At 35.9% G+C, this 20310-nt stretch carries 11 protein-coding genes; 1 reads left to right on the forward strand and 10 read right to left on the reverse strand.

All coding sequences use genetic code 11. The features are described 5' to 3' along the window. The first annotated feature begins 134 nt into the window (after positions 1-134). On the forward strand, positions 135-683 hold the full coding sequence (locus FJOH_RS04030; protein WP_012022859.1) for a CvpA family protein: 549 nt from the start codon (positions 135-137) through the stop codon (positions 681-683). Between the two features lie 689 nt (positions 684-1372). On the opposite strand, the gene FJOH_RS04035 is transcribed toward FJOH_RS04030, so the two are convergent. The 10 genes from FJOH_RS04035 to FJOH_RS04080 form a co-directional block, all read right to left on the reverse strand. Next, a complete protein-coding gene (locus tag FJOH_RS04035; protein WP_012022860.1) occupies positions 1373-3781 on the reverse strand; it encodes a glycoside hydrolase family 95 protein in 2409 nt (802 codons plus the stop codon). A gap of 196 nt (positions 3782-3977) precedes the next feature. Then, positions 3978-5924 (reverse strand): sialate O-acetylesterase, encoded by a 1947-nt coding sequence (locus FJOH_RS04040; protein ID WP_012022861.1) that lies wholly within the window; start codon positions 5922-5924, stop codon positions 3978-3980. Between the two features lie 112 nt (positions 5925-6036). Next, entirely contained in the window at positions 6037-7545 is a 1509-nt protein-coding gene (locus FJOH_RS04045) for a cellulase family glycosylhydrolase (RefSeq protein ID WP_012022862.1), read from the reverse strand. Position 7546: 1 nt separating this feature from the next. Continuing rightward, complete coding sequence (locus FJOH_RS04050; protein ID WP_012022863.1) at positions 7547-9784, reverse strand: glycoside hydrolase family 3 C-terminal domain-containing protein; 2238 nt, start codon at positions 9782-9784, stop codon at positions 7547-7549. Positions 9785-9874: 90 nt separating this feature from the next. After that, positions 9875-11446, reverse strand: coding sequence for a GH39 family glycosyl hydrolase (locus FJOH_RS04055; RefSeq protein WP_012022864.1), 1572 nt, complete (start codon positions 11444-11446; stop codon positions 9875-9877). A gap of 67 nt (positions 11447-11513) precedes the next feature. After that, positions 11514-13334 (reverse strand): glycoside hydrolase family 97 protein, encoded by a 1821-nt coding sequence (locus FJOH_RS04060; protein WP_012022865.1) that lies wholly within the window; start codon positions 13332-13334, stop codon positions 11514-11516. Further along, a complete protein-coding gene (locus tag FJOH_RS27190; RefSeq protein WP_235022995.1) occupies positions 13319-13519 on the reverse strand; it encodes a hypothetical protein in 201 nt (66 codons plus the stop codon). The genes FJOH_RS04060 and FJOH_RS27190 overlap by 16 nt, the downstream gene beginning before the upstream one ends. A gap of 252 nt (positions 13520-13771) precedes the next feature. Beyond that, positions 13772-16171 carry a glycoside hydrolase family 31 protein gene (locus FJOH_RS04070; protein ID WP_012022866.1) on the reverse strand — a complete coding sequence of 800 codons (2400 nt, stop codon included), beginning with the start codon at positions 16169-16171 and terminating at the stop codon, positions 13772-13774. Positions 16172-16365: 194 nt separating this feature from the next. Further along, entirely contained in the window at positions 16366-18849 is a 2484-nt protein-coding gene (locus FJOH_RS04075) for a glycoside hydrolase family 2 TIM barrel-domain containing protein (protein WP_012022867.1), read from the reverse strand. 83 nt (positions 18850-18932) lie between these two features. Next, a complete protein-coding gene (locus FJOH_RS04080) occupies positions 18933-20303 on the reverse strand; it encodes a hypothetical protein (protein WP_123875661.1) in 1371 nt (456 codons plus the stop codon). Positions 20304-20310 lie beyond the last annotated feature (7 nt).

Here is a 20310-nt window from a genome sequence, read left to right on the forward strand (position 1 = left end):
TTCAATACATTGCACCTAAAAAAATTAACACATACAAAAATACTACTACAAAAACCTCTCAACCTTTGTCACTATCAAGCATTGAACCTGAAAAAAGATATATCTTTGCGCCTCATTAAACACCAAACCAAAACATGAGTTTTTTTGATATTATTGTAGCCGCACTTTTAGGTTATAGTTTATATAAAGGCATTAAAAACGGACTTTTTGTTGAAGTCGCTTCTTTTATTTCTTTGCTATTAGGAATTTATCTTGCCATAAAGTTTTCTTCATTAATGAGCGAAATGATTTCAAAACATGTTTCTTGGAATCCTACCAATATCCAGATTACGGCTTTTATTCTAACTTTTATTCTGGTTGTAATTGGCGTTTATTTTCTGGCAAAAATATTAACCGGAATTGCCGATTTTGCCATGCTTGGCTGGATGAACAAACTTGGAGGCGGATTTTTCAGGGTTCTAAAAACTATTCTTATTCTAAGTATATTTATTGCTTTGTTTGAGAAAATTAATTTCAATAATACTTTCGCCAAAAAGGAAACTTTAGATAATACTATTTTTTATAATCCGGTTAAAAAAGTCGCTGCTTTTGTATATCCGTCAATTGAAAAATGGTACGACACTTTTAAAAAAGAACATTCTGAAAAAGCAGAAGAAAAAGAGCAAGCTACAAACAAGGAATAATGCATTTTGTCAGGCTGAGCGAAGTCGAAGCCTCTCGTTTACAAATCAACAAACCCGACAGGTTTCAAAAACCTGTCAGGTTTATTATTAGAAAATCTCAGCGAGGCGATATATTTATAGAAATTAAACCGTCCAAATGTAAAGAGCTCCAGCAAAGTGAAATATTTGAATTGTAAATAATTTATATGTCGCTCCGCAGGAGCTTTATATTGTAAATATCTATTTTATTCTATTAATATTTCGCTTCTCCGAAGCTCTCCTAAAACACAAAACCCGTCAGTTTTTAAAACCTGTCGGGTTTATTATTAGAAAGCCTCAGCGAGGCGATATATTTATAGAAATTAAACCGTCCGAATGTTAAGAGCTCCAGCAAAGTGAAATATTTGAATTGTAAATAATTTATATGTCGCTCCTCTGGAGCTTTATATTGTAAATATCTATTTTATTCTATTAATATTTCGCTTCTCCGAAGCTTGTATAAAAAAATAAACCCGACAGGTTTCAAAAACCTGTCGGGTTTGTTATTAAAAGCCTCAGCGAGGCGATATATTTATAGAAATTAAACCGTCCGAATGTAAAGAGCTCCAGCGGAGCGATATATTTGATTGTGAAAATTATATGTCGCTCCACAGGAGCTTTATAATGTAAACATCTATTTTACTCTATTAATATTTCGCTTCTCCGAATCTTTAAAAATTAATTTCTTTTTTCTCTCCTTTTTTCAAAACAATCTCTTGCTTTTTATCACCAAAAATCAAAGTTGTTTTTCCCCCTGTTTTAGAAGAGATTACAACATGAGTTAGATTTTTATTACTCCATGCCATTTCAATTTCAAACCCGCCTCTGGCGCAGATTCCTTTTACAGAACCTTCTGCCCAGGCATCTGGCAAAGCAGGTAATAATCGAATTTCATTTTCATCTGACTGAACTAACATTTCCGCAACCGCAGCTGCACCTCCAAAATTACCATCAATTTGAAATGGCGGATGTGCATCGAATAAATTTGGGTATGTTCCTCCTCCTCTTCTTGGTTTTTCCGTTTTCTTTCCGTCAGGATCTACATAACGAAGTAATTCTCGGAACATTTTATAAGCGCGGTTTCCGTCCCAAAGTCTTGCCCACAGATTAATTCTCCAGCCTTTTGACCAGCCGGTTGTTTCATCTCCTTTTATTTCTAACGTTTTTTTAGAGGCTTCAGCCAAATCCGGAGTTTTTAAAGGCGTAATATGATCGCCTGGAAAAAGTCCGAATAACTGCGATTGATGGCGATGTTTTGGATCCTGATCATCCCAGTCAAAATACCATTCCTGCAGATTTCCTTTTTTACCAATTTGATACGGATGTAATTTTGAAAGTACTGTTTCTAATTTTACTCTAAAAGAAGCATCTGTATTCAGCACTTTTGACGCTTTTATGGTTTTATCGAAACATTCGCGAATCATAGCTAAATCTGCCGTTCCTCCGTAAAATGTCGCACCCACAAAACCATCTTCCAGTTTGTATTGGTTTTCTGGGGAAGTGGATGGCGATGTAATTAAATTTCCTTTTTTATCGGTTACAAGCCAGCCCAAACAAAATTCGGCAGCACCTTTCATTAACGGATAACCTTCTTTTTTTAAGTATGTTTCGTCTTGTGTAAAAATATAGTGTTCCCAAATATGAGTACTCAGCCAGGCACCCGCCATTGGCCAGCAAGCCCACATTGGATCTTCTTTTCCAAACTGCCCAACAGGATTGGTCATTGCCCAGATATCTGAATTATGCGCTGCAGCCCAGCCTTTATCTACTCCATAAAAAGTCTTTGCCGTAACTTTTCCTGTTACCGAAAGGTTTTTAATGAAACTCAAAAGCGATTTGTGCATTTCTGAAAGATTGGTGTTTTCTGCCAGCCAATAGTTTTCTTCCAGATTAATATTCATTGTATAATTACTGCTCCAGGGCGGACTTAAATGCAGATTCCAAAGTCCCTGCAGATTTGCCGGTACTCCAAGTGTTCTTGAAGAGCTGATTAATAAATACCGACCGTAATTAAAATACAATATTTCGAGATTTTTATCTTCATTTCCGTCTGCATAACGCAATAAACGCTCGTCTGTTGGCAAATCAGGAGCGGTTGTTTTGCCTAAATTTAAGTCAACGCGATTATAAAATTTTTGATAATCGGCAATATGAGATTCTTTTATTTTGTCGAATGGTTTTTCAAAAGCTTTATTCAGGTTTTGTGCCGCAATTGCTATATCGTCTAAACCTTCTGATGCCGGATTTTTATCAAAACCATTAAAACTTGTTGCGACAGAAACGTAAATAATCGCTTCTGTTGCGTCTTTTAAGGTTAAGGTTTCTCTCGAACTTGTAATTTTTCCGTCGGTTTTTTTGATTTGAACTAAACCTGTAAATCGTGTACCTCTATCTTTTAGGGCTAGATATTTTGGCAGTACATTGTATCCTGCATTTTCATGAATTGGCGCAGAACCAGTCATAACCAAGATATTATTTCGTACTTCTACATTAGATTTTAAAAGGCTTTTTAAATTGATATCAAAATTTAAAGCTCCTTTTTGATCGGCAGTTAATTTAATTATCATGATTTGGTCTTGTGCCGAAACAAAATACTCTCGTGTATATTTTATACCGGCCATTTCATAACTTACTTTTGATACGGCGTTTGAAATATCCAGTTCTCTGCGATAATTTACAGCTTTTCCTTTTTCAGAATTATTGATTTCCAGTGTTCCTAAAGGCGCATACGATTCGGAGTTTTTTCCTTGTACTTTTTTATTTAATTCTTCGGCCAGTTTGTAGTTTTCGTTTTGCAATGTTTCGCGAATCGCTGGAATATTTTTATAAGCTTCCGGATTCATATTTGCATTTACGGGTTCACCTGACCAAAGTGTAATGTCATTCAAATAAATTTTATCTGAATTTACACCTCCAAAAACTGTCGAGCCCATTTTTCCGTTTCCTAAAACCAAACTTTCTTCAAAAAATTCTGCGGGTTGTTTGTACCATAAAACATTTTTTGATTGTGCCAAAATGTTTGTATAATAAGATGTGAGAAGTAAGATGAAAAATGTTTTTTTGATAAGGGTTGAATTCATTTTGCTGCGTTTTAAATATTACCGATCAGATGTTCCCACGGAACAATATTGCATTTTTAATTTTTACTGCGGATTTCATCCGCTGCTACCGATGAATTGTTCCTAACGGAACATTTTAATTTATTTTTCATTCAAACAAGTTTTGAAAACCGTTCAAATTATCCTTTACTTCTCACTAATTACTAAGGACTAATTACTATTTACTCACTTTGTATTTTTCGCCGGCAGTAATCATTTCCCAATTATCGGTTCTGAATTGTGATGCAGGAAATTTTTCTTTGTTGAAAAGATTGATCTGTGTATCATCATCTGCCCAGCCATAATGAACAGCAAGTGGATTTTGAACTTTATCGCTCGAAACAATTACTTTGTTGTCTTTTATAATGGCTTTTGCAGAATGAAAAACTTTGTCTGCACCTGCAATTTCAAATCCTTTTAACTCATCGTTATTTGGCGTTGATAATCCGCTGCCAATATTGTCAAAAGTTAAAACAATCTGATTCCCTTTTATTTCCTGAGATTTATAAACTGGTCCACTGTGAATTTGTTTTTTACCATAAATGTTGTTCATCGCAATCGCAGCCAAACGCAATCCAATATCTTGTTTGTTGGTTGGATGAATATCTTTTGCGTTTCCAATATCGGTTGTAACCGCCATTCCTGTGTTTGGGAGTTTTAAAGTTTCAGACTGTGCTTCTCGAAGTTCTGCCCAACGGCTTCCTTTTTGGCTGTTGCCGCCAAACTCATCAAAGGTTGACAATTGAACGAAATAAAACGGAAAGTTTCCTTGTTTGAATTTTGTTCTCCAGTCAGTTATCATCAGCGGAAATGACTTTTTATATTGTTCTGCCCTCCATACATTAGCTTCTCCCTGATACCATAAAACACCCTGAAACGCGTACGGCACTAACGGATTTACCATGGCATTGTATAATAATGAAGGATAACTATTAGGCGAAACTTCGATTCTTACTTTTACAATATTAAATTTCCAAAGTCCTTCCAGAGATACATTTGAGTCTTTAAAATCGATTTTTAAATCGGCTGGATCACCATAAATTCCGCCGCCGCCGCTGTAATCTGTAATTCTAACAGCAATCACGTTTGTTCCTTCTTTTAAAACATTGGCTGGAATTTTATAAATTCTTAGTTTGTCCCAAAGGTTATTGGTTCCTACTTCTACTCCGTTTACATACGTTTTGTCTTCATCGTCTACTTTTGCTAAATGTAAAACGGCTTCTTTTTTAGCTTGTTCGGCAGTTAGAACAATCGTTTTTCGCATCCAGACAATTCCATCAATATTTCCAATCTGCTGGTTTTCCCAAAGTGAAGGCACTTTTATTTCCGGCCAGTTTTTATCCTGAAAATCCGGCTTTTTAAATTGATCTTCGTTTTCCATTGAAATATCAAAACTCTGCACTTTTTTCAGATTGTCTAAAATTGATTTTTTATAGCTTTCAAAAACTGCATCAATATCTACAACCGGAACATCGGCTATCATCGATTTAAATTCATCACTGTTTTGAAATGCTTCACGGCTTGTCCAGGTTTCCACATTAGTTCCTCCCCAGGAAGTATTTATGATTCCTATTGGAATTTTTAATTCTGAATATAATTTTCTGGCAAAGTAATATCCAACAGCTGTAAAATTACCAACAGTTTCTTTGTTTGCCGTTTCCCATTTTCCAGCTTTTAAATCGTCTTTTGGTTTTCCGCTTAAATCCTGCGCCACTCCAAAATGACGAATCATAGGATAATTTGAATCTGCAATTTCTTTTTCGGCATTCATGGTTTTGAAAACCTGAAATTCCATATTCGATTGTCCGCTGCAAATCCATACTTCACCAACCAAAACATTTTTGATCGTGATTGTATTTTTTCCAATTATAATCAACTCAAAAGGTCCGCCGGCTTTTTCTGATTTTAAATTAAGAGTCCATTTTCTATTTTTATCAGCTGTGGTTTTTTGGATTTGTTTGTTAAAATGGACTTCTATTTTTTCATCAGCATCAGCAAAACCCCAAATTGGAATTTGTTTGCCTCTTTGGAGCACCATTCCATCTGAAAACAATAAAGGCATTTTTACATTAGCGCTTGCAAAAACGCTAAATATCAGCAAAATAACCATTAAATACTTTTTCATATCCTGCAATTTAAAATAGTTAAAATCAAATTAGTGATATAAATAAAAATAAATTCAAAGCTGTTTTTAAATTTAAATTACTTATATCACTAATATAATTTAGAAAGTTTTTTTATTGTAATCCTTCTTTTAAAGCCGTCAAAGCCTGTGAGTCAAAAACAGTATTATCGCTTCTTTTAAAAATTCCAAAACTATTATCGCCTGTACTTCCTTCGTCCCAATAAAAAGGTAATAATCCGTTTGCACGAGCTGTTTTTACCACCGTTTTTAAGTAATACGCTCTTGATGCTAAATGTAAAGTTAAAGCATCTCCGGTTAGACTTGTTCTTCTGATTGCTCCAAATTCTCCTAATAAGACCGGAATTCCTTTATCTACAAACTGAGTTTTCATTAACTTGAAATTTTTCTCTAAGTCTGCTTCTTCTCCCCAGTTTGCATTTCTTTCTGTATCGGTTGCTGAATGGTAGCCTGATCCCCAATAGTAAAACATTTTACCCCAGGATTCATCTTTTGTTAAACCTGCAAAATTCCATGGCGTATAATAATGAACCTCAACCATCATTCTATTTGCGGCTGTATCTGTTGGCAAAACGGTCATTAATTTATTTGTTTTTTCAATGTCGGTTGTTGGTCCCTGAACCACTAAAGTACGATACGCATTTTTTCCTCCTGTAGAACGAACAGCGTCAATAAACGTTTGGTGATAGGATGTTAAAACTGCCATTTGTGCAGCATCTTCAACAGCAGGTTCATTGGCACTTGCAAAAAGTAAATGCTCGTCAAAGTCACGTAAATGGGTGGCTATCTGTTCCCAGAAAGCCTTTTGTTTGGCGTTAGTTTCTTCTTTTTTGGCTTCGGTAATATTGTTTTCCAGCCAGCCGCCGTCCCAGTGAATGTTTACCAAAACATACATGTCATTATCTACACAATATTGTACAACTTCTTTCACTCGGTTCAGCCAGGCAGTTTGAATTTGTGCAGTTGAAGCATTCGCTAAATTTTGATTCCATGAACACGGAATTCGAATGGCATTAAAGCCATTTGCCTTTACAGCATCGATTAAAGCTTTTGTAACTTTTGGATTTCCCCAAGCGGTTTCTCCGCCAGTTGCTTCCATTGTGTTGCCAATGTTCCAGCCTAATTTTATTTTTGCGGCTAACTGTACTGCATTACTTGACATTCCGGTTTGGTCTGCAGCAATTGGATTTGTATTATAGCTTGGATATAAACCTGGAGCTGCTGCGCCTCCTGCCTGAGAAACTGCAATTTGTATTGGCGAGGTTTCATCAGAAGTAATTGTTATAACAGCTGTTCTTGCTTCTTTTCCGGTATTTTCTAAAGCTGTAATTTTAACTAAAACTGATCCTGTAACACCAGAAGTCTGACTTAGTTCGAGCCATTTAGTATCGGCACTGCTGATTTTCCATGTTCTGGCATTTGTTGTCACTTTTATGTTGACATCGTTTCCTGTGTTGGCAAAATCAATTTTATTAGTATCAACCGTAAGTGTTTTTTCGGCTGTTTTCTCTGCTTCTTCTTTATCTGAACTGCAAGCCCAAATACTTAAAAAAGAAAAACATAATACAAAACTAAACAGGTAACCTTTGATGATCTTTTCCATTTTATTTAATTGTGAAGTTAATTTCCTTTTTAATATCTCTAGAAGAAGTTCCTAACTTAATTGTATATTTTCCTGGCTCAACTGTCCATTTTTTAGCAGCAACATCATAGTAAGCCAATTCTTTTACTGGAACTTTGATTGTTATTTTTTCTGAACCGCCAGCTTTTACATCTGCTTTTTTGAATCCTTTTAATTCTTGTGCCGCACGGGTAATTTTTGAATCAGATTTTGAAGTATACAACTGAACTACTTCTTTTCCGTCTACTTTTCCAGTGTTTTTAACGTCAACCGTAACTTCAATTACATCGTTTTGAGCGTAAGAATCTTTATCTGTTTTGGCATTATCAAGTGCGAAAGTTGTGTATGATAATCCGTAACCAAAAGGATATAATGGTGCTACGTTTTTAGTATCAAACCAACGGTATCCTATTAAGATTCCTTCAGCATAATTAACCGCTTTGTCTCCAGGGAAACTGTTTGTGGCGTGTGCAGGAGAATCTTTTAGTTGTTTTGGCATTGTCCAAGGTAATTTCCCTGACGGATTTACTTTTCCTAAAATAACATCAGCCAAAGCATTTCCGCCTTCAGAACCATTGAACCAGCTCCAAACTAAAGCTGATGATTTCTGGCTTACTTCATTCAAATCAAACGGAGCGCCGGCAATCATTACTACAATCGTTTTTGGATTTGCCTCTATTACTTTTTTGATTAATTCTTCTTGTCCAAATGGCAGGTGTAAATCTCTACGGTCTGAAGCTTCTGTTTCGTAATCACGGTTTGAACCTGCGAAAATAATGGCAACATCAGATTTTTTAGCAGCTTCTACAGCTTCCTGAACTTTTGCAGGATCTAATTTGTCAATTGTAACTGGTCCTGTAGAAGTAATATTTCCTAAATTTCCTTTATTTTTCTCCTCATATTTCTCTAAATATCCTTCAGCATAATTGATTTTAACTGATGAAGGCAATCTGTTTTTAAGACCTTCAAGAGGTGTAACTTCTCTTTTTGTTTTTACTCCGGCACCAAATCCGCCCAAAGCATTTTTCTTTGTTGCGTTGTTTCCAATTACAGCAATAGATTTAACTCCATCTAATTTTAATGGCAGTGCATTGTTTTCGTTTTTTAACAATATAATTGCTTCTGCTGCAATTTTGTAAGCGTCTTGGTAATGCGCTTCGGTAGCGATGCTTCCTTTTGCACGCTCGCCTCCGCCCATTGCTTTCACTTGAAATAAAACTCTTAAAATACGTTTTACATGAAGATCAATTTCTTTCTCAGAAACTTCTCCAGATTTTACTGCTGCAATTAATTTATCGGCTAAGAAAAATTCGTTGAAAGGTTTTGGTGTTCCCATTTCAATATCTAAACCATTTTTCAAAGATTTTGCTGTTGAATGCACCGCAGCCCAATCTGAAACTACAACTCCTTTAAATCCCCATTCGTCACGAAGGATTTTATTCAGCATATAATCGTTCTCACATAAATATTCGCCTCTAAATTTGTTATAAGCGCCCATTATACTATATGCTTTTGCTTCTTTTACAGTAGCTTCAAAAGCGGGAAGATAAATTTCACGAAGTGTACGTTCGTCAATTTGTACATCGACAAAATCACGATTTGTTTCCTGATTGTTTGCTGCATAGTGTTTTACACATGCCATTACATCTTTTTCTTGTAAACCAACAACCAAAGGCACAGCTATTTTTTTATTTAAAAACGGATCTTCCGACATGTATTCGTACGTTCTTCCTCCAAGCGGTGTTCTTACCATATTGATCGCTGGCGAAAGGAGCATGTCTTTGTCTCTTGCGCGTAATTCTTCTCCTAAACTGGTTCCGAAAGTATGTGCCATTTCTGCATTCCAAGTTGCTGCTAAAGCACCTCCTGCCGGATAATACGTTGCAAAATCGTTTGTCCATCCTGCCGGAGCCCAATTGTCTCTTGAAATTTCTTCGCGAACTCCCAATGGCCCATCGGCCATTTTTAATTCTGGAATTCCTAAACGTTTCACGCCTGCATTAGCAAACATGCTGTTTCCGTGGAGCATTCCTATTTTTTCTTCTAATGTCATCTGCGAAATCAGTTTGTCAATTTCGGCATCATGATCTGTACTGATTTCTTTCCCAACGTATTCTTCAGTCTGGCTGGAATTTGAAGCTGAAGTTTGTGTTTCATTTTTACAAGAAGTAAAAAATGCAAAAACCAAAGCTGCAGAAAGGTATATCATTTTGTTTTTCATAGATAGTTAGGTTCTTTTTATTTAAAGATTTGATTCCTGACTCAGAATCTTTAAATACAGTTAATATTACTTTTATGTTTGTGGTTTTAATTATTGTTTGATTAAATTCAGCATTACAACATCATTTTCATTGATTTTAAATTCTCTGCTGAAAGTTCCTTTTCCGTCAATTGTAATTTTTTCTGTCGAAATAGGCGCGCCGTTATTTTTCTCTTTTATTAAATTTACCTGTTCACGTGTTAACTGACTTGGTTTATTCATCGCCAGATAATCTGCGTAAGCGTCATTTACTTTGTAACCCACTTTGTAAATTTCTAAAAGATATTTTCCTTTCTGCATTCCGTCAATCTCCACTTTTACTTTTCCTTTTTCTTTTGACGGAAGATCTTTTATATAATACGTTTGATTCAACTCTTTATCGCCGGGATGTGTATTGGTAAAATCCCACAATAAAACCTGAACATCTCCTTTTGCATTTTTAGAAGTCCAAGAAGCTTTATCTGAATTTTGAAGTTCTGTTTCTCCTAATTTATTCAATAAATAATAAGAGAAATAAGCCGGTTTTTTGATTCCCTGCGTATTCAATAATCCGAAACCGCCGTGGAAAGGTGTAAATCTTGGTCCTGCTTCTTCAAAAATATCGGTAAAAACCCAATATGACATGGAGTTTGCCGCATTGCCGACTTGTTTTAATTTCTGTAGAATATAAGCTGCCGAATGATAACTGTCGTGAATTGGATCTGCAGGCGTGTAAGATGAACTCCATTCCGTATAATGCAATTCAAGATTCGGTTTAGCCGACTCTGCAATCAATTTTCTTGAATTGATAATTTCACCGCTTACACTCCATTCGTCCTGATTTAAAATTGTTCCCGAAGTTCCGAATTCGTCCAGATATCCATGTTTTACACCATAAGTATGTGTCGAAACAAAATCCATCGGAACATTATTTTTAGTACAGAAATCAATTGTTTCAGAAACCCAAGCAGAACCTGCTGTTGCCGGTCCGCCGACTTTATATTCTTTGTTTACTGCTTTTACACCACGAGCGGCATAATCGTATAATTTATAATATTCTTCCTGAGTACTGCTCCAAAATCCCGGTGATAAATTCGGTTCGTTCCAGACTTCAAAATACCATGTTTTTACTTCTTCATCTCCGTAACGTGCCGCAAAATGCTGGGTTAAATTTCGAACTAAATCTTCCCATTTTTTATAATCTTTTGGAGGTGTTACGTTGCCGCGCCACCAGAAAATCGTTTCTTTCCCGCTTGCTAATGCATTGGGCATAAAACCTAATTCTACAAACGGTTTCATTTTCAGACTAACAATATAATCGAACAGAACGTCTACATATTGGTAATTGTATTCTGGATTTCCTTTTTCGTCTTCGCGATAAACGGCCATATCATCAGACAATAAACCATGAAAACGGATGTATTTAAAATCGCATTCTTTTTTTACCAATGCCAATTGCTGCTGCCAGTCGGCACGAAGACCTTCATTTGCTCTTCCGGCTCCAATGCATTCCTTGAACATGGTGTTTAATTTTCCTGCTTCTTTTTTATAATCAACTTTTATGATTCGATTTTCAGCATTATTGTTTTGTCCAATAATTTGGATTGAATGAATTAAAACCAATACTATTAAAATTCTTTTCATCTGAAAATGTGTTGTGTTATTAAACCCGACAGGTTTTAAAAACCTGTCGGGTTTGAGAAATTAATAATTATAGCTTTTTAAATCTAACAGCTCCACCGCCGGCACCGCCTAATTTCAACTGTAATTTATCTGAAGCTTTTACTGTTTTCTTAGAAATTGCTACGGCTTCTGGATTGTGTGTTTGATCTGTTCCTTCGGCATCAACATAAATTTGTGCTTCATAAGCTGCATTTGGATCAAGGAATGATAATGAAACTTCTACGTTTCTTGGTTTCTCATTTGTTAAAGTTCCTAAATACCAATCAGCGCTATTTCTGTCTTTTCTTGCTGTTGTGATGTATTCGCCAATTTTTCCTTCTAAGATTTTTGTGTCTTCCCAATCTGTTGGAACGTCTTTTAAGAATTGCAACGCTGGTTTTCCTTCGTAATTTTCTGGAAGATCTGCCAACATTTGAATTGGAGAATAAATCGTAACGTACAATGCCAATTGCTGTCCAACTGTTCCCTGAATTCTTTTTCCTGGATAACCTTGTTTTACCTCAACATCAAAAATCCCAGGTGTAAAATCCATTGGGCCAGAAAGTAATCTTGTAAACGGAATAATACTTAAATGGTTTGGTGGATTTCCTTCGCTCCAAGCGTTATATTCTTGTCCGCGCGCTGCTTCTCTCGAAACCATGTTTGGGAAAGTTCTTCTTTCTCCTGTATCTTTTATTGATTCGTGGTATAAAACTGCTAAATCGTACTGCGCTGCTTTTTCTAAAATGTATCTGAAATAATTTACTCCAAACTGCCCGAAGTGCATTTGTTTCATATTCAGTTTAGAACCTACGTGACCAATTTTCACGGTATGAATTCCAAGTTTTTTGTATAAAGCAAAACCTTCATCAACTTCTTTTAAGTAATTAATTAAGTTTGAACCTGTTTCGTGGTAACCAATTAATTCGATGTTCTTTTTCTTTCCGTATTCAACTACTTTTTCTAAATCGAAATTGTCTGCATTTTTCGTAAAGCTGAACATGTGCATACGGTTTTCATACCAACCTGGAGTCCAGCCTTTATTCCAGCCTTCGATCAATAAATGATGGAAACCTTCTTTTGCTGTAAAATCGATATATTCTTCAGCGTGTTTGGTTGTAGCACCTTGTTTATCGCTTTCCCAGAAAGTATATTTACCAATGTGCATTCCCCACCAGATTCCTAAATATTTGTATGGTTTGAAATAGCTGTTTGTATTTTTTAATTTATTTGGTTCGTTTAGGTTTAAAACCAAATAAGAAGTGATCAACTCACCTGGATTTTCTCCAATTTGAAGTGTTCTCCAAGAAGAAGTAAAAGTATCCTTTACACGAACTTTTACATCGTCAGGCCAAGGCACTAAATCTGATTTTAGTTCTGTTCCTTTTGTGTTTACCAAAGTCATGCTTGCGAAATCATACAGGTTTGCTTCGTGGAAACTTAATGCTAATCCGTTTTTGCTTTCAATTGTTAACGGAGTTAAAACCGTATCTAAAGTACTTACTGGCGCATCTTTGAAAAGATATTCGTCACGGTTTTCTCTGTTTGCCGGAATCCACCACGCTTTTCCATCTTCTTTTAAGTTAAAAGTTGTTTTTTCATCCATGATGAAAATACTGTCTTTTACATTTTGTTTTGGATAAACGTATCTAAAAGCAACTCCGTCATCGAAAGCACGAAACTGAATTTGTAATTTTCTTTTATTTCCTGTTTTTTGTTGTAAATCAACTACCAATTGATTGTAGTGATTTCTAATATTTTTCTTTTCTCCCCAAACTTGTTCCCAAGTTTCATCAAAAGTTGAAGTTTTTGCTCCTTTTATTTCAAAGTTTGTGCTTAAGTCTTCGTTTCCTTTCAATACAAATCCCATGTCAGATGGAGAAATAACTTCTGTTTTCCGTGAGAAACAGCATATTTTGGAGCATTTTTTACAAGCTCAAATTTGATTTTATTTTGTCCGTTTGGCGATGCTAATTCATAAGCGTTTTTTGCTTTCTGACTGTATCCAATCGAAACTGAAAGTAAGAGAGCGGGAAGAATGAGGTGTTTTTTCATGGTCATTTTCTTAATTCATTTTTAATAAATCGGGCGTTGCAAGCTTTCACCCGATTTAAAAACTAAACAAAAACTTATTTTAATACTGTATAATGATTTTAAACACATAGAAACATAGTTACACCATACTTATAAAGGCGTTTCACTTATTTAAACAAACATAGCTATGTGTGAAGAAACGAGTTTCTTTTTTGTCTTCTTTTCAAGAATAAAAAAACCTATGTTTCTATGTGTTTAAAAAACTCTCGTAATTTATTTAACCCACTCCGTTTTAAAAGTGGTTTTTCCGTTTAACGGATTTGTAGCTACTTCAAAATTGTTTCCGTTTTTGTTCACTTTTATTTCTTGTACTGCGTCACCTTCAGGTAAAAATACTTTAGCTGTTGCCGAAGTGGTTTTGTCGCTTGCGTAAACTTTCAATGTCAATTTGCTCCAATCCATATCTTTTGTCGACTGCGCTAAACCGATATGCGGAATTGCAGTTCCGTCTTTTACTAAAACTATGATTGGCACTTCGCCAGCTTTGATTTTATGCCAACCAGATTGGTACACTTTTTTAGTTTGGTAATCGATCCAAGTGCCTTCTGGAAGATAAACGTCTCTTTCTTCAACCTCTTCAAAAAGTGGTGCAACCAACATACTTGATCCAAATAGATATTGATTATCTACTAACCAAGCTCCTGGATCGTTTGGATATTCTACAAAAAGAGCGCGCATCATTGGCAAACCTTTTTGAGAACTTTCTTTTGCTTGAGCGTAGATATATGGCATTAACTCGTAACGCATATTATCTGCTTTTCTAAATCCTTCTAAGAACTCCTTGCTGTACAACCAAGGTTCGCGAGGCGGTTCTCCATGGCTTCTTACGTGTGACGTGAACATTCCGAAAGGCGTCCATCTTCTGTAAATATTCTCAGGCGATTTTGTTGCAAATCCTCCTACATCATGGCTCCAGAAACTGAATCCGCTAAGACCTAATGAAAGTCCGCCGCGTAATTCTGCCGACATCGCTCCGTTTGTTGTTTCAGAATCTCCTCCCCAATGTAAAGGATAGCGCTGGGATCCTGCCCATGTACTTCTTGCCCAGATTAAAGTGTATCCTTTTTCTTTCTGAGTAATTTCTGCAACTGCTTTGTTGTAACGTAATGGGTATAAATTGTGCTCATAGAAACCTGTTCTTCCAGAATGGTAAATTCCGTCTGGCGGAGCGGCTTCTCCAAAATCTACTTTGAAAACTGCAACGCCTTCATCAAATAACTTTTTCAATTTACCTTGGTACCAAGAAATCGTTTCTGGATTTGAGAAGTCTAAAACAGCATCTTCATAAGGAAGATTTCCTTTTCTGTCTCTTACTGCTAAGTTTTTATCCATGATTTCTGGAAACAAAGTATTCTTTGGCGTAAAATATGGTAACTGCCAAAGACAAACCTGGAAACCATCTTTCTTTAAATCAGACATCATTTTTGTAGCATCTGGGAAACGAGATTTTGCAAACTCATAATTGTTTCTCCAATCTACATCAAACCAACCTGTATCAAAATGAATAACATCGGTTGGGATTTTGTATTTACGCAAATCTCTGGCAACGTCTCTCCCTTCTTTTTCTGAGAAATACGTAATACGACTCATCCAGAAACCGAATGACCAAAGTGGTGGCATCGCTGCTTTTCCTGTCAGATTTGTGTATTGATCTAAAATATCTTTTGGTTCTCCGATAAAGAAAAACAAATCGGCTTCGTCATCTCCAATGTACATTTCGTTGGCACTTGAAAAGTATTTTCCGAAGTCAACTGTAATTGGTGTTGAATGGTGCATGAAAACTCCGTAACCACGGCTGCTCATATAAAACGGAATCGGTTTGTACATTGTTTCATTTTGGATTCCGTTGGCGTCATCCGTCCATAAAACTACTTTTGAACCACGTTTGTTGAATTGTGTAAATGATTCACCGCAGCCAAATATTTTTTCGTCTGGTTCTAAACTGAAAGCTGCGCCCATACTTCTTGAATAATCGCTGTTTCTGCGAACGTAAGAAAATGGAAGTGTTGGCGTATAGGTGTTTTTAAAATCAGTATCGTGAAGTGTACTTGTCAGCAATTTTCCTTTTTCATCGTAGATTTTTACGTGCCAAGGTTTTGTCAAAATTTCAACTCTTCCGTGTTTGCTTGTATAGCTGTGACCTCCTTCAATTTTAGCATATTTCCATAATTCTGGGTGATTTGGCGCAACGCCGTCAACCAGCATTAAAGACTCTTTTTGTGGATGAAACTGCGGACCAGAAGTAGTTTTGATTCTAACTGTTCTATCTGAAACAAACTGAATTTCGAATGGCAAAACAGGAGATTCTGCATATTCTGTTGTTGGAAATTCGTTTGCTTTTTCAACATCTGGTTTCATCATCATGTTGTTGAAAGCCTGACGTGTTTTATAATTGTATCTCAGATATTTGATCGTTCCTTTTCCTGTTGCAGGATCAAAAGAAGCCAGTTCGTCTGCGAAATAAAAAGTGTTCAGATAATTCTGAAAATCTTTACTGATATCTATTGGAGCATTTAATACATCTGCATTTTGGATCTGAGCATTAGCATTTGGAACTGCCAAAAATCCAAACATAAACGCAGAAAGCAATGTGGTTATTTTTGAGTTTTTCATGAGTTAGTTTTATTTTTATATATCTTAAAATCTTTTAAACACATAGAATCATAGTTCATCGGAATCTTTAAAAAGGCGTTTCACTTGTTTAAACCAACATAGCTATGTGTTAGAAACTAGTTTCTTTTAATTTTCTTTTTCACAAACAAAAAATCTATGATTCTATGTGTTTAAAATTTAACGTATTATAATTATCATTCAGTAGTAATTACAATTGTTGATTGTTTCAATCCGTTTGCTTTTGCGGTTAATTCCAATCTTCCTGATTTATCTCCAGATTGTACAATAACCAAACATTTTCCAGCCAAAGCGGTATGTTTATTTCCTTTGTAAGACTCGTGACTTACTGGGTCTCCGCTGCAAACGCCTACAATTTTTCCATTTCCTTTTAAAGAGAAATTAATTTCGTTATTCGCATTTGGTGCAATCGTTCCTTTATCATCTAAAATATCAACTGTGATAAATGACAAATCGTTTTTGTCTGCTTTTATAGTGCTTCTATCCGCAGTTAATTTTAATTGAGAAGGATTTCCAGCTGTTTTGATTTCTTTTTCTAAAACCACTTTTCCGTCTTTACGAGAAACTGCTTTTAGAGTTCCAGCTTCAAAAGGAATTCTCCACATCACATGTAAATCGTCTCCTTTTTTACTTCTTTTTCCAACTGATTTTCCGTTTACAAAAAGTTCCACCTCATCGGCTTTATTGTAGTATGCCCAAACATCAACAGTTTGTCCGGCTTTCCAGTTCCAATGTGGGAAAATGTGCAAAACGGTTTTATCTGTCCATTCGCTTTGGTACATATAATACACGTCTTTCGGAAAACCTGCTAAATCGACAATTCCGAAATAGGAACTAACAGACGGCCATTCATAAGGAGTTGGTTCTCCGATATAATCGAAGCCTGTCCAAACATACATTCCTGCCAAGAAATCGTGTTTTTTAATGATTTTCCAAGTCGCTTCGTGTGTAGATCCCCAAGGCGTTTGCACTTGGTCGTAAGCCGAAACGGTATTTCCAGGATTTCCTTCTGTAAATTTAAGATCCCATCTTACCGGCCATTTTTTGATAGTATCTGAAACGGCATCGTAATATCCTCTTGTCTGTAAACCTGAAGTAGTTTCAGTTGCGATAAAAGGTGTTTTTGGAAAGTTTTCCAAATGATGTTCAAAAGTTTGATGCGCATAATTGTATCCAATTAAATCTAAAACTCCAGATCCAGCAAGCGGATTAATCGAAACATCCTTTTTCTCAAATTGTAAAGTCACGGCATCAATATTCATGTTTACTGGCGGATTCATTCCTGCAGTCAACGGTCGTGTTTTGTCATATTGACGTGTAATTGCGGCCAATTCTTTCGCAATTTCAACACCTTTTTCACTCCATTGTTCCGGAATTTCATTTCCAATACTCCACATAAAAATACTGGCATGATTTCGGTCGCGAAGCAGTTGATCGATTAAATCTTGTTTGTGCCATTTGTCCCAATCGTTTCCGTAATCGTATTTGGTTTTGGTCTGTTTCCACATATCAAAAGCTTCATCCATAACAATGAAACCCATTTTATCGCAGAGTTCTAAAAGCTCTGGAGCAGGCGGATTATGAGAAGTTCTGATTCCGTTTACGCCCATTTCTTTCAAAATTTCTAACTGACGTTCGATTGCACGCGTGTTGATCGCAGAACCTAATGGTCCTAAATCGTGGTGCATACAAACACCTTTTATTTTGACTTGTTTTCCATTCAAAATAAAACCTTTGTTCAAATCGAATTTAAAATCTCTAATTCCGAAAGTGGTTTTATATTGATCAATGATTTTATCGTCAAGTGAAATTTCGGTAACTGCTGTGTACAATTCAGGGTTTTCATCTGACCATAAAATCGGATTTTCAACTTCCGCCGATTGATTCAGCGTTTGATTTTCGCTGGCGTTGATTGTTATATCTTGAGTAACTGATGTTACTTTTTTATCTTCTTTAAAAATGGTGGTAGTTACCGTTGCTTTTTTACCTTCTTTGTATTGATTTTTTATTGTGGTTTCAATACTTACTGAAGCTTTTTCGGCTGTAACTTTTGGAGTTGTAATATACGTTCCCCATTGTCCTACATGAAGTTTATCTGTGGTCTCAAGCCAAACATTTCTAAAAATTCCTGAACCCGAATACCAGCGTGAATTAGGTTGTTTTGAATTGTCAACCTTAACAATTATTTCGTTGTTTTTGTCTCCGTAATTTAAGTACGGCGTAATTTCATATTGAAAACCAATATATCCGTTTGGACGTTTTCCTAAATAATGTCCGTTTACCCAGACTTCACTGTTTTTGTAAACACCGTCAAAAGTGATTGAAGTTACTTTTGTGCTGTCTTCTGCAGCTACTTTAAATGTTTTTTTGTACCAGCCCAAACCTCCGTTAAGCGATCCTCCGCCATAACCGCCAGGACTTTTTTCATCAAATTTTCCTTCGATACTCCAATCATGCGGAACGTCTAAAGTTCTCCATTTTGTTCCCGCTCCAATAGTATCTTTATCTGCAATACTGTCGTTAAGGTGGAAACTCCAATCTGCATTAAAAGAAACTTTTCGGTTACTAAATTTTTGATCTGTTGATGACTTGCATGCTGTCAATAAAAGAAAGCCTGCAAATAGTAATCCTAGTTTTTTATATGAAGTTAGCTGCAACATTGTTTTATAAATTTTAATAACCTGGAAGTAGTTTTTAACGCTGCTTCCAAGTTATTAGTAAATTAAAAAATCTTTCTGAATTTTTAAGGAATTATGTAGTGGAACACAAACCATTCATTTTTACCTGCATCATAAGATGTTCCAAACCAAATACCTTTAGTGCCAAAATCGCTGTTATATGCTTTTACTACTTTAATCACATTTGTAGTTGGGTTCATCCAGCTTGACGGGTTTTGAATTAATGTCTCTGACCCTAAATTGATTTCGTTCGTTTCTGCATTAATAGTAAATAATCCAGAAGTTACCACACCATTTTGGCTTCTTGTATAATTCTGTTTACCTCCGTATTGGTCAAAACGTATCCAAGAATTATTTGCAACAGCTGTCCAGTCAGGATTCCATCCCCAGTCAGAAGAACTTCCTGGTCCAGTTGTCCATCCAATACCGGCTGCTAACCAATCTACAGGATTTCCTGCTGCATCTAGAGCCCAGATTCTTCCTGCACCAACACCTCCAGTAAGCATTTTTAACAATTCGCCTGAAGCAAAAGTTGGATTAAAACCTTCGTCAACAACAGGTTCAGTTACTATTGGCACATAATTATCTGCATATTCTTTAGAAACAAAGTTCCAGATATACCACCATGCACCCTCACTATTGGTTCTCATAATAGCAATTCTTAACTGGTTATCTGTCAGTTTTAATACTTTGATATTTGATGTCCAGTTACTGGCATTTGCAATATAGTTGTCAGGTCTTAGAATTGTTGCACCATTTGTTGTTAAGGTATGAGCATTAATATCTAAGAAATAAGATCCGTTTTCTATTGTTGTTCCATCTGCTTCGTGAACAGTCATAAAAGGTCCTCCTTCAAGGCTGAAAGTCATATACCTGCCCCAGTGCATGTCTGCATCTGTACTTGAATTAGCATTTCCGGATGGTTCCCAGTTTGGACTAAAATTACCCCATTCAACAGTTCCGCTCGGGTCTGCATAAGACATTGCTCCTGGTGCTAAACCATATTTACCATTGTCGAATACCCATGATTTTTGTTTTCCAACTCCACCTGATAAAGCTGTCCAAAGAGGATCGTTTACATAGTTTAAGTTATCTGCTGAAACTGTTACTGTTACTGGGTCTAACTCTACAATTCCACCATCAGTAACCGCAGAAATTTTTATCGTATAATTACCTTTAAAGGCATACTTTACTGTTTCAACCGCTTTGTTGGATTTTCCTGTTACATAATCCCATGTAAGAACAACTCCTGGTGTTGTGTTTTTCAATATTACAGTATTTCCTCCTGGGTCTGCTGCAAGGTCTTGAGTAATTTCAAAATGTATATCCGATTTATCCATCGGTTCATCCAAAGAGTATGTATCTGGAGAACAAGATGATATCAGCAATGCCGTTAACATCAAAAATGATGTCACTAATAATTTAATATTTTTCATTTCTTTG

It is taken from the genome of Flavobacterium johnsoniae UW101, assembly GCF_000016645.1.
GTDB lineage: Bacteria > Bacteroidota > Bacteroidia > Flavobacteriales > Flavobacteriaceae > Flavobacterium > Flavobacterium johnsoniae.

Bases quoted from the DNA above. Each gene is read 5' to 3' on its own strand.
- FJOH_RS04045 (WP_012022862.1), bottom strand. From the start codon at position 7,545: ATGGAAAAGATCATCAAAGGTTACCTGTTTAGTTTTGTATTATGTTTT.
- FJOH_RS04070 (WP_012022866.1), bottom strand. From the start codon at position 16,171: ATGAAAAACTCAAAAATAACCACATTGCTTTCTGCGTTTATGTTTGGA.
- FJOH_RS04080 (WP_123875661.1), bottom strand. From the start codon at position 20,303: ATGAAAAATATTAAATTATTAGTGACATCATTTTTGATGTTAACGGCA.
- FJOH_RS04040 (WP_012022861.1), bottom strand. From the start codon at position 5,924: ATGAAAAAGTATTTAATGGTTATTTTGCTGATATTTAGCGTTTTTGCA.
- FJOH_RS04060 (WP_012022865.1), bottom strand. From the start codon at position 13,334: ATGGGATTTGTATTGAAAGGAAACGAAGACTTAAGCACAAACTTTGAA.
- FJOH_RS04035 (WP_012022860.1), bottom strand. From the start codon at position 3,781: ATGAATTCAACCCTTATCAAAAAAACATTTTTCATCTTACTTCTCACA.
- FJOH_RS04030 (WP_012022859.1), top strand. From the start codon at position 135: ATGAGTTTTTTTGATATTATTGTAGCCGCACTTTTAGGTTATAGTTTA.
- FJOH_RS04050 (WP_012022863.1), bottom strand. From the start codon at position 9,784: ATGAAAAACAAAATGATATACCTTTCTGCAGCTTTGGTTTTTGCATTT.
- FJOH_RS27190 (WP_235022995.1), bottom strand. From the start codon at position 13,519: ATGAAAAAACACCTCATTCTTCCCGCTCTCTTACTTTCAGTTTCGATT.
- FJOH_RS04055 (WP_012022864.1), bottom strand. From the start codon at position 11,446: ATGAAAAGAATTTTAATAGTATTGGTTTTAATTCATTCAATCCAAATT.
- FJOH_RS04075 (WP_012022867.1), bottom strand. From the start codon at position 18,849: ATGTTGCAGCTAACTTCATATAAAAAACTAGGATTACTATTTGCAGGC.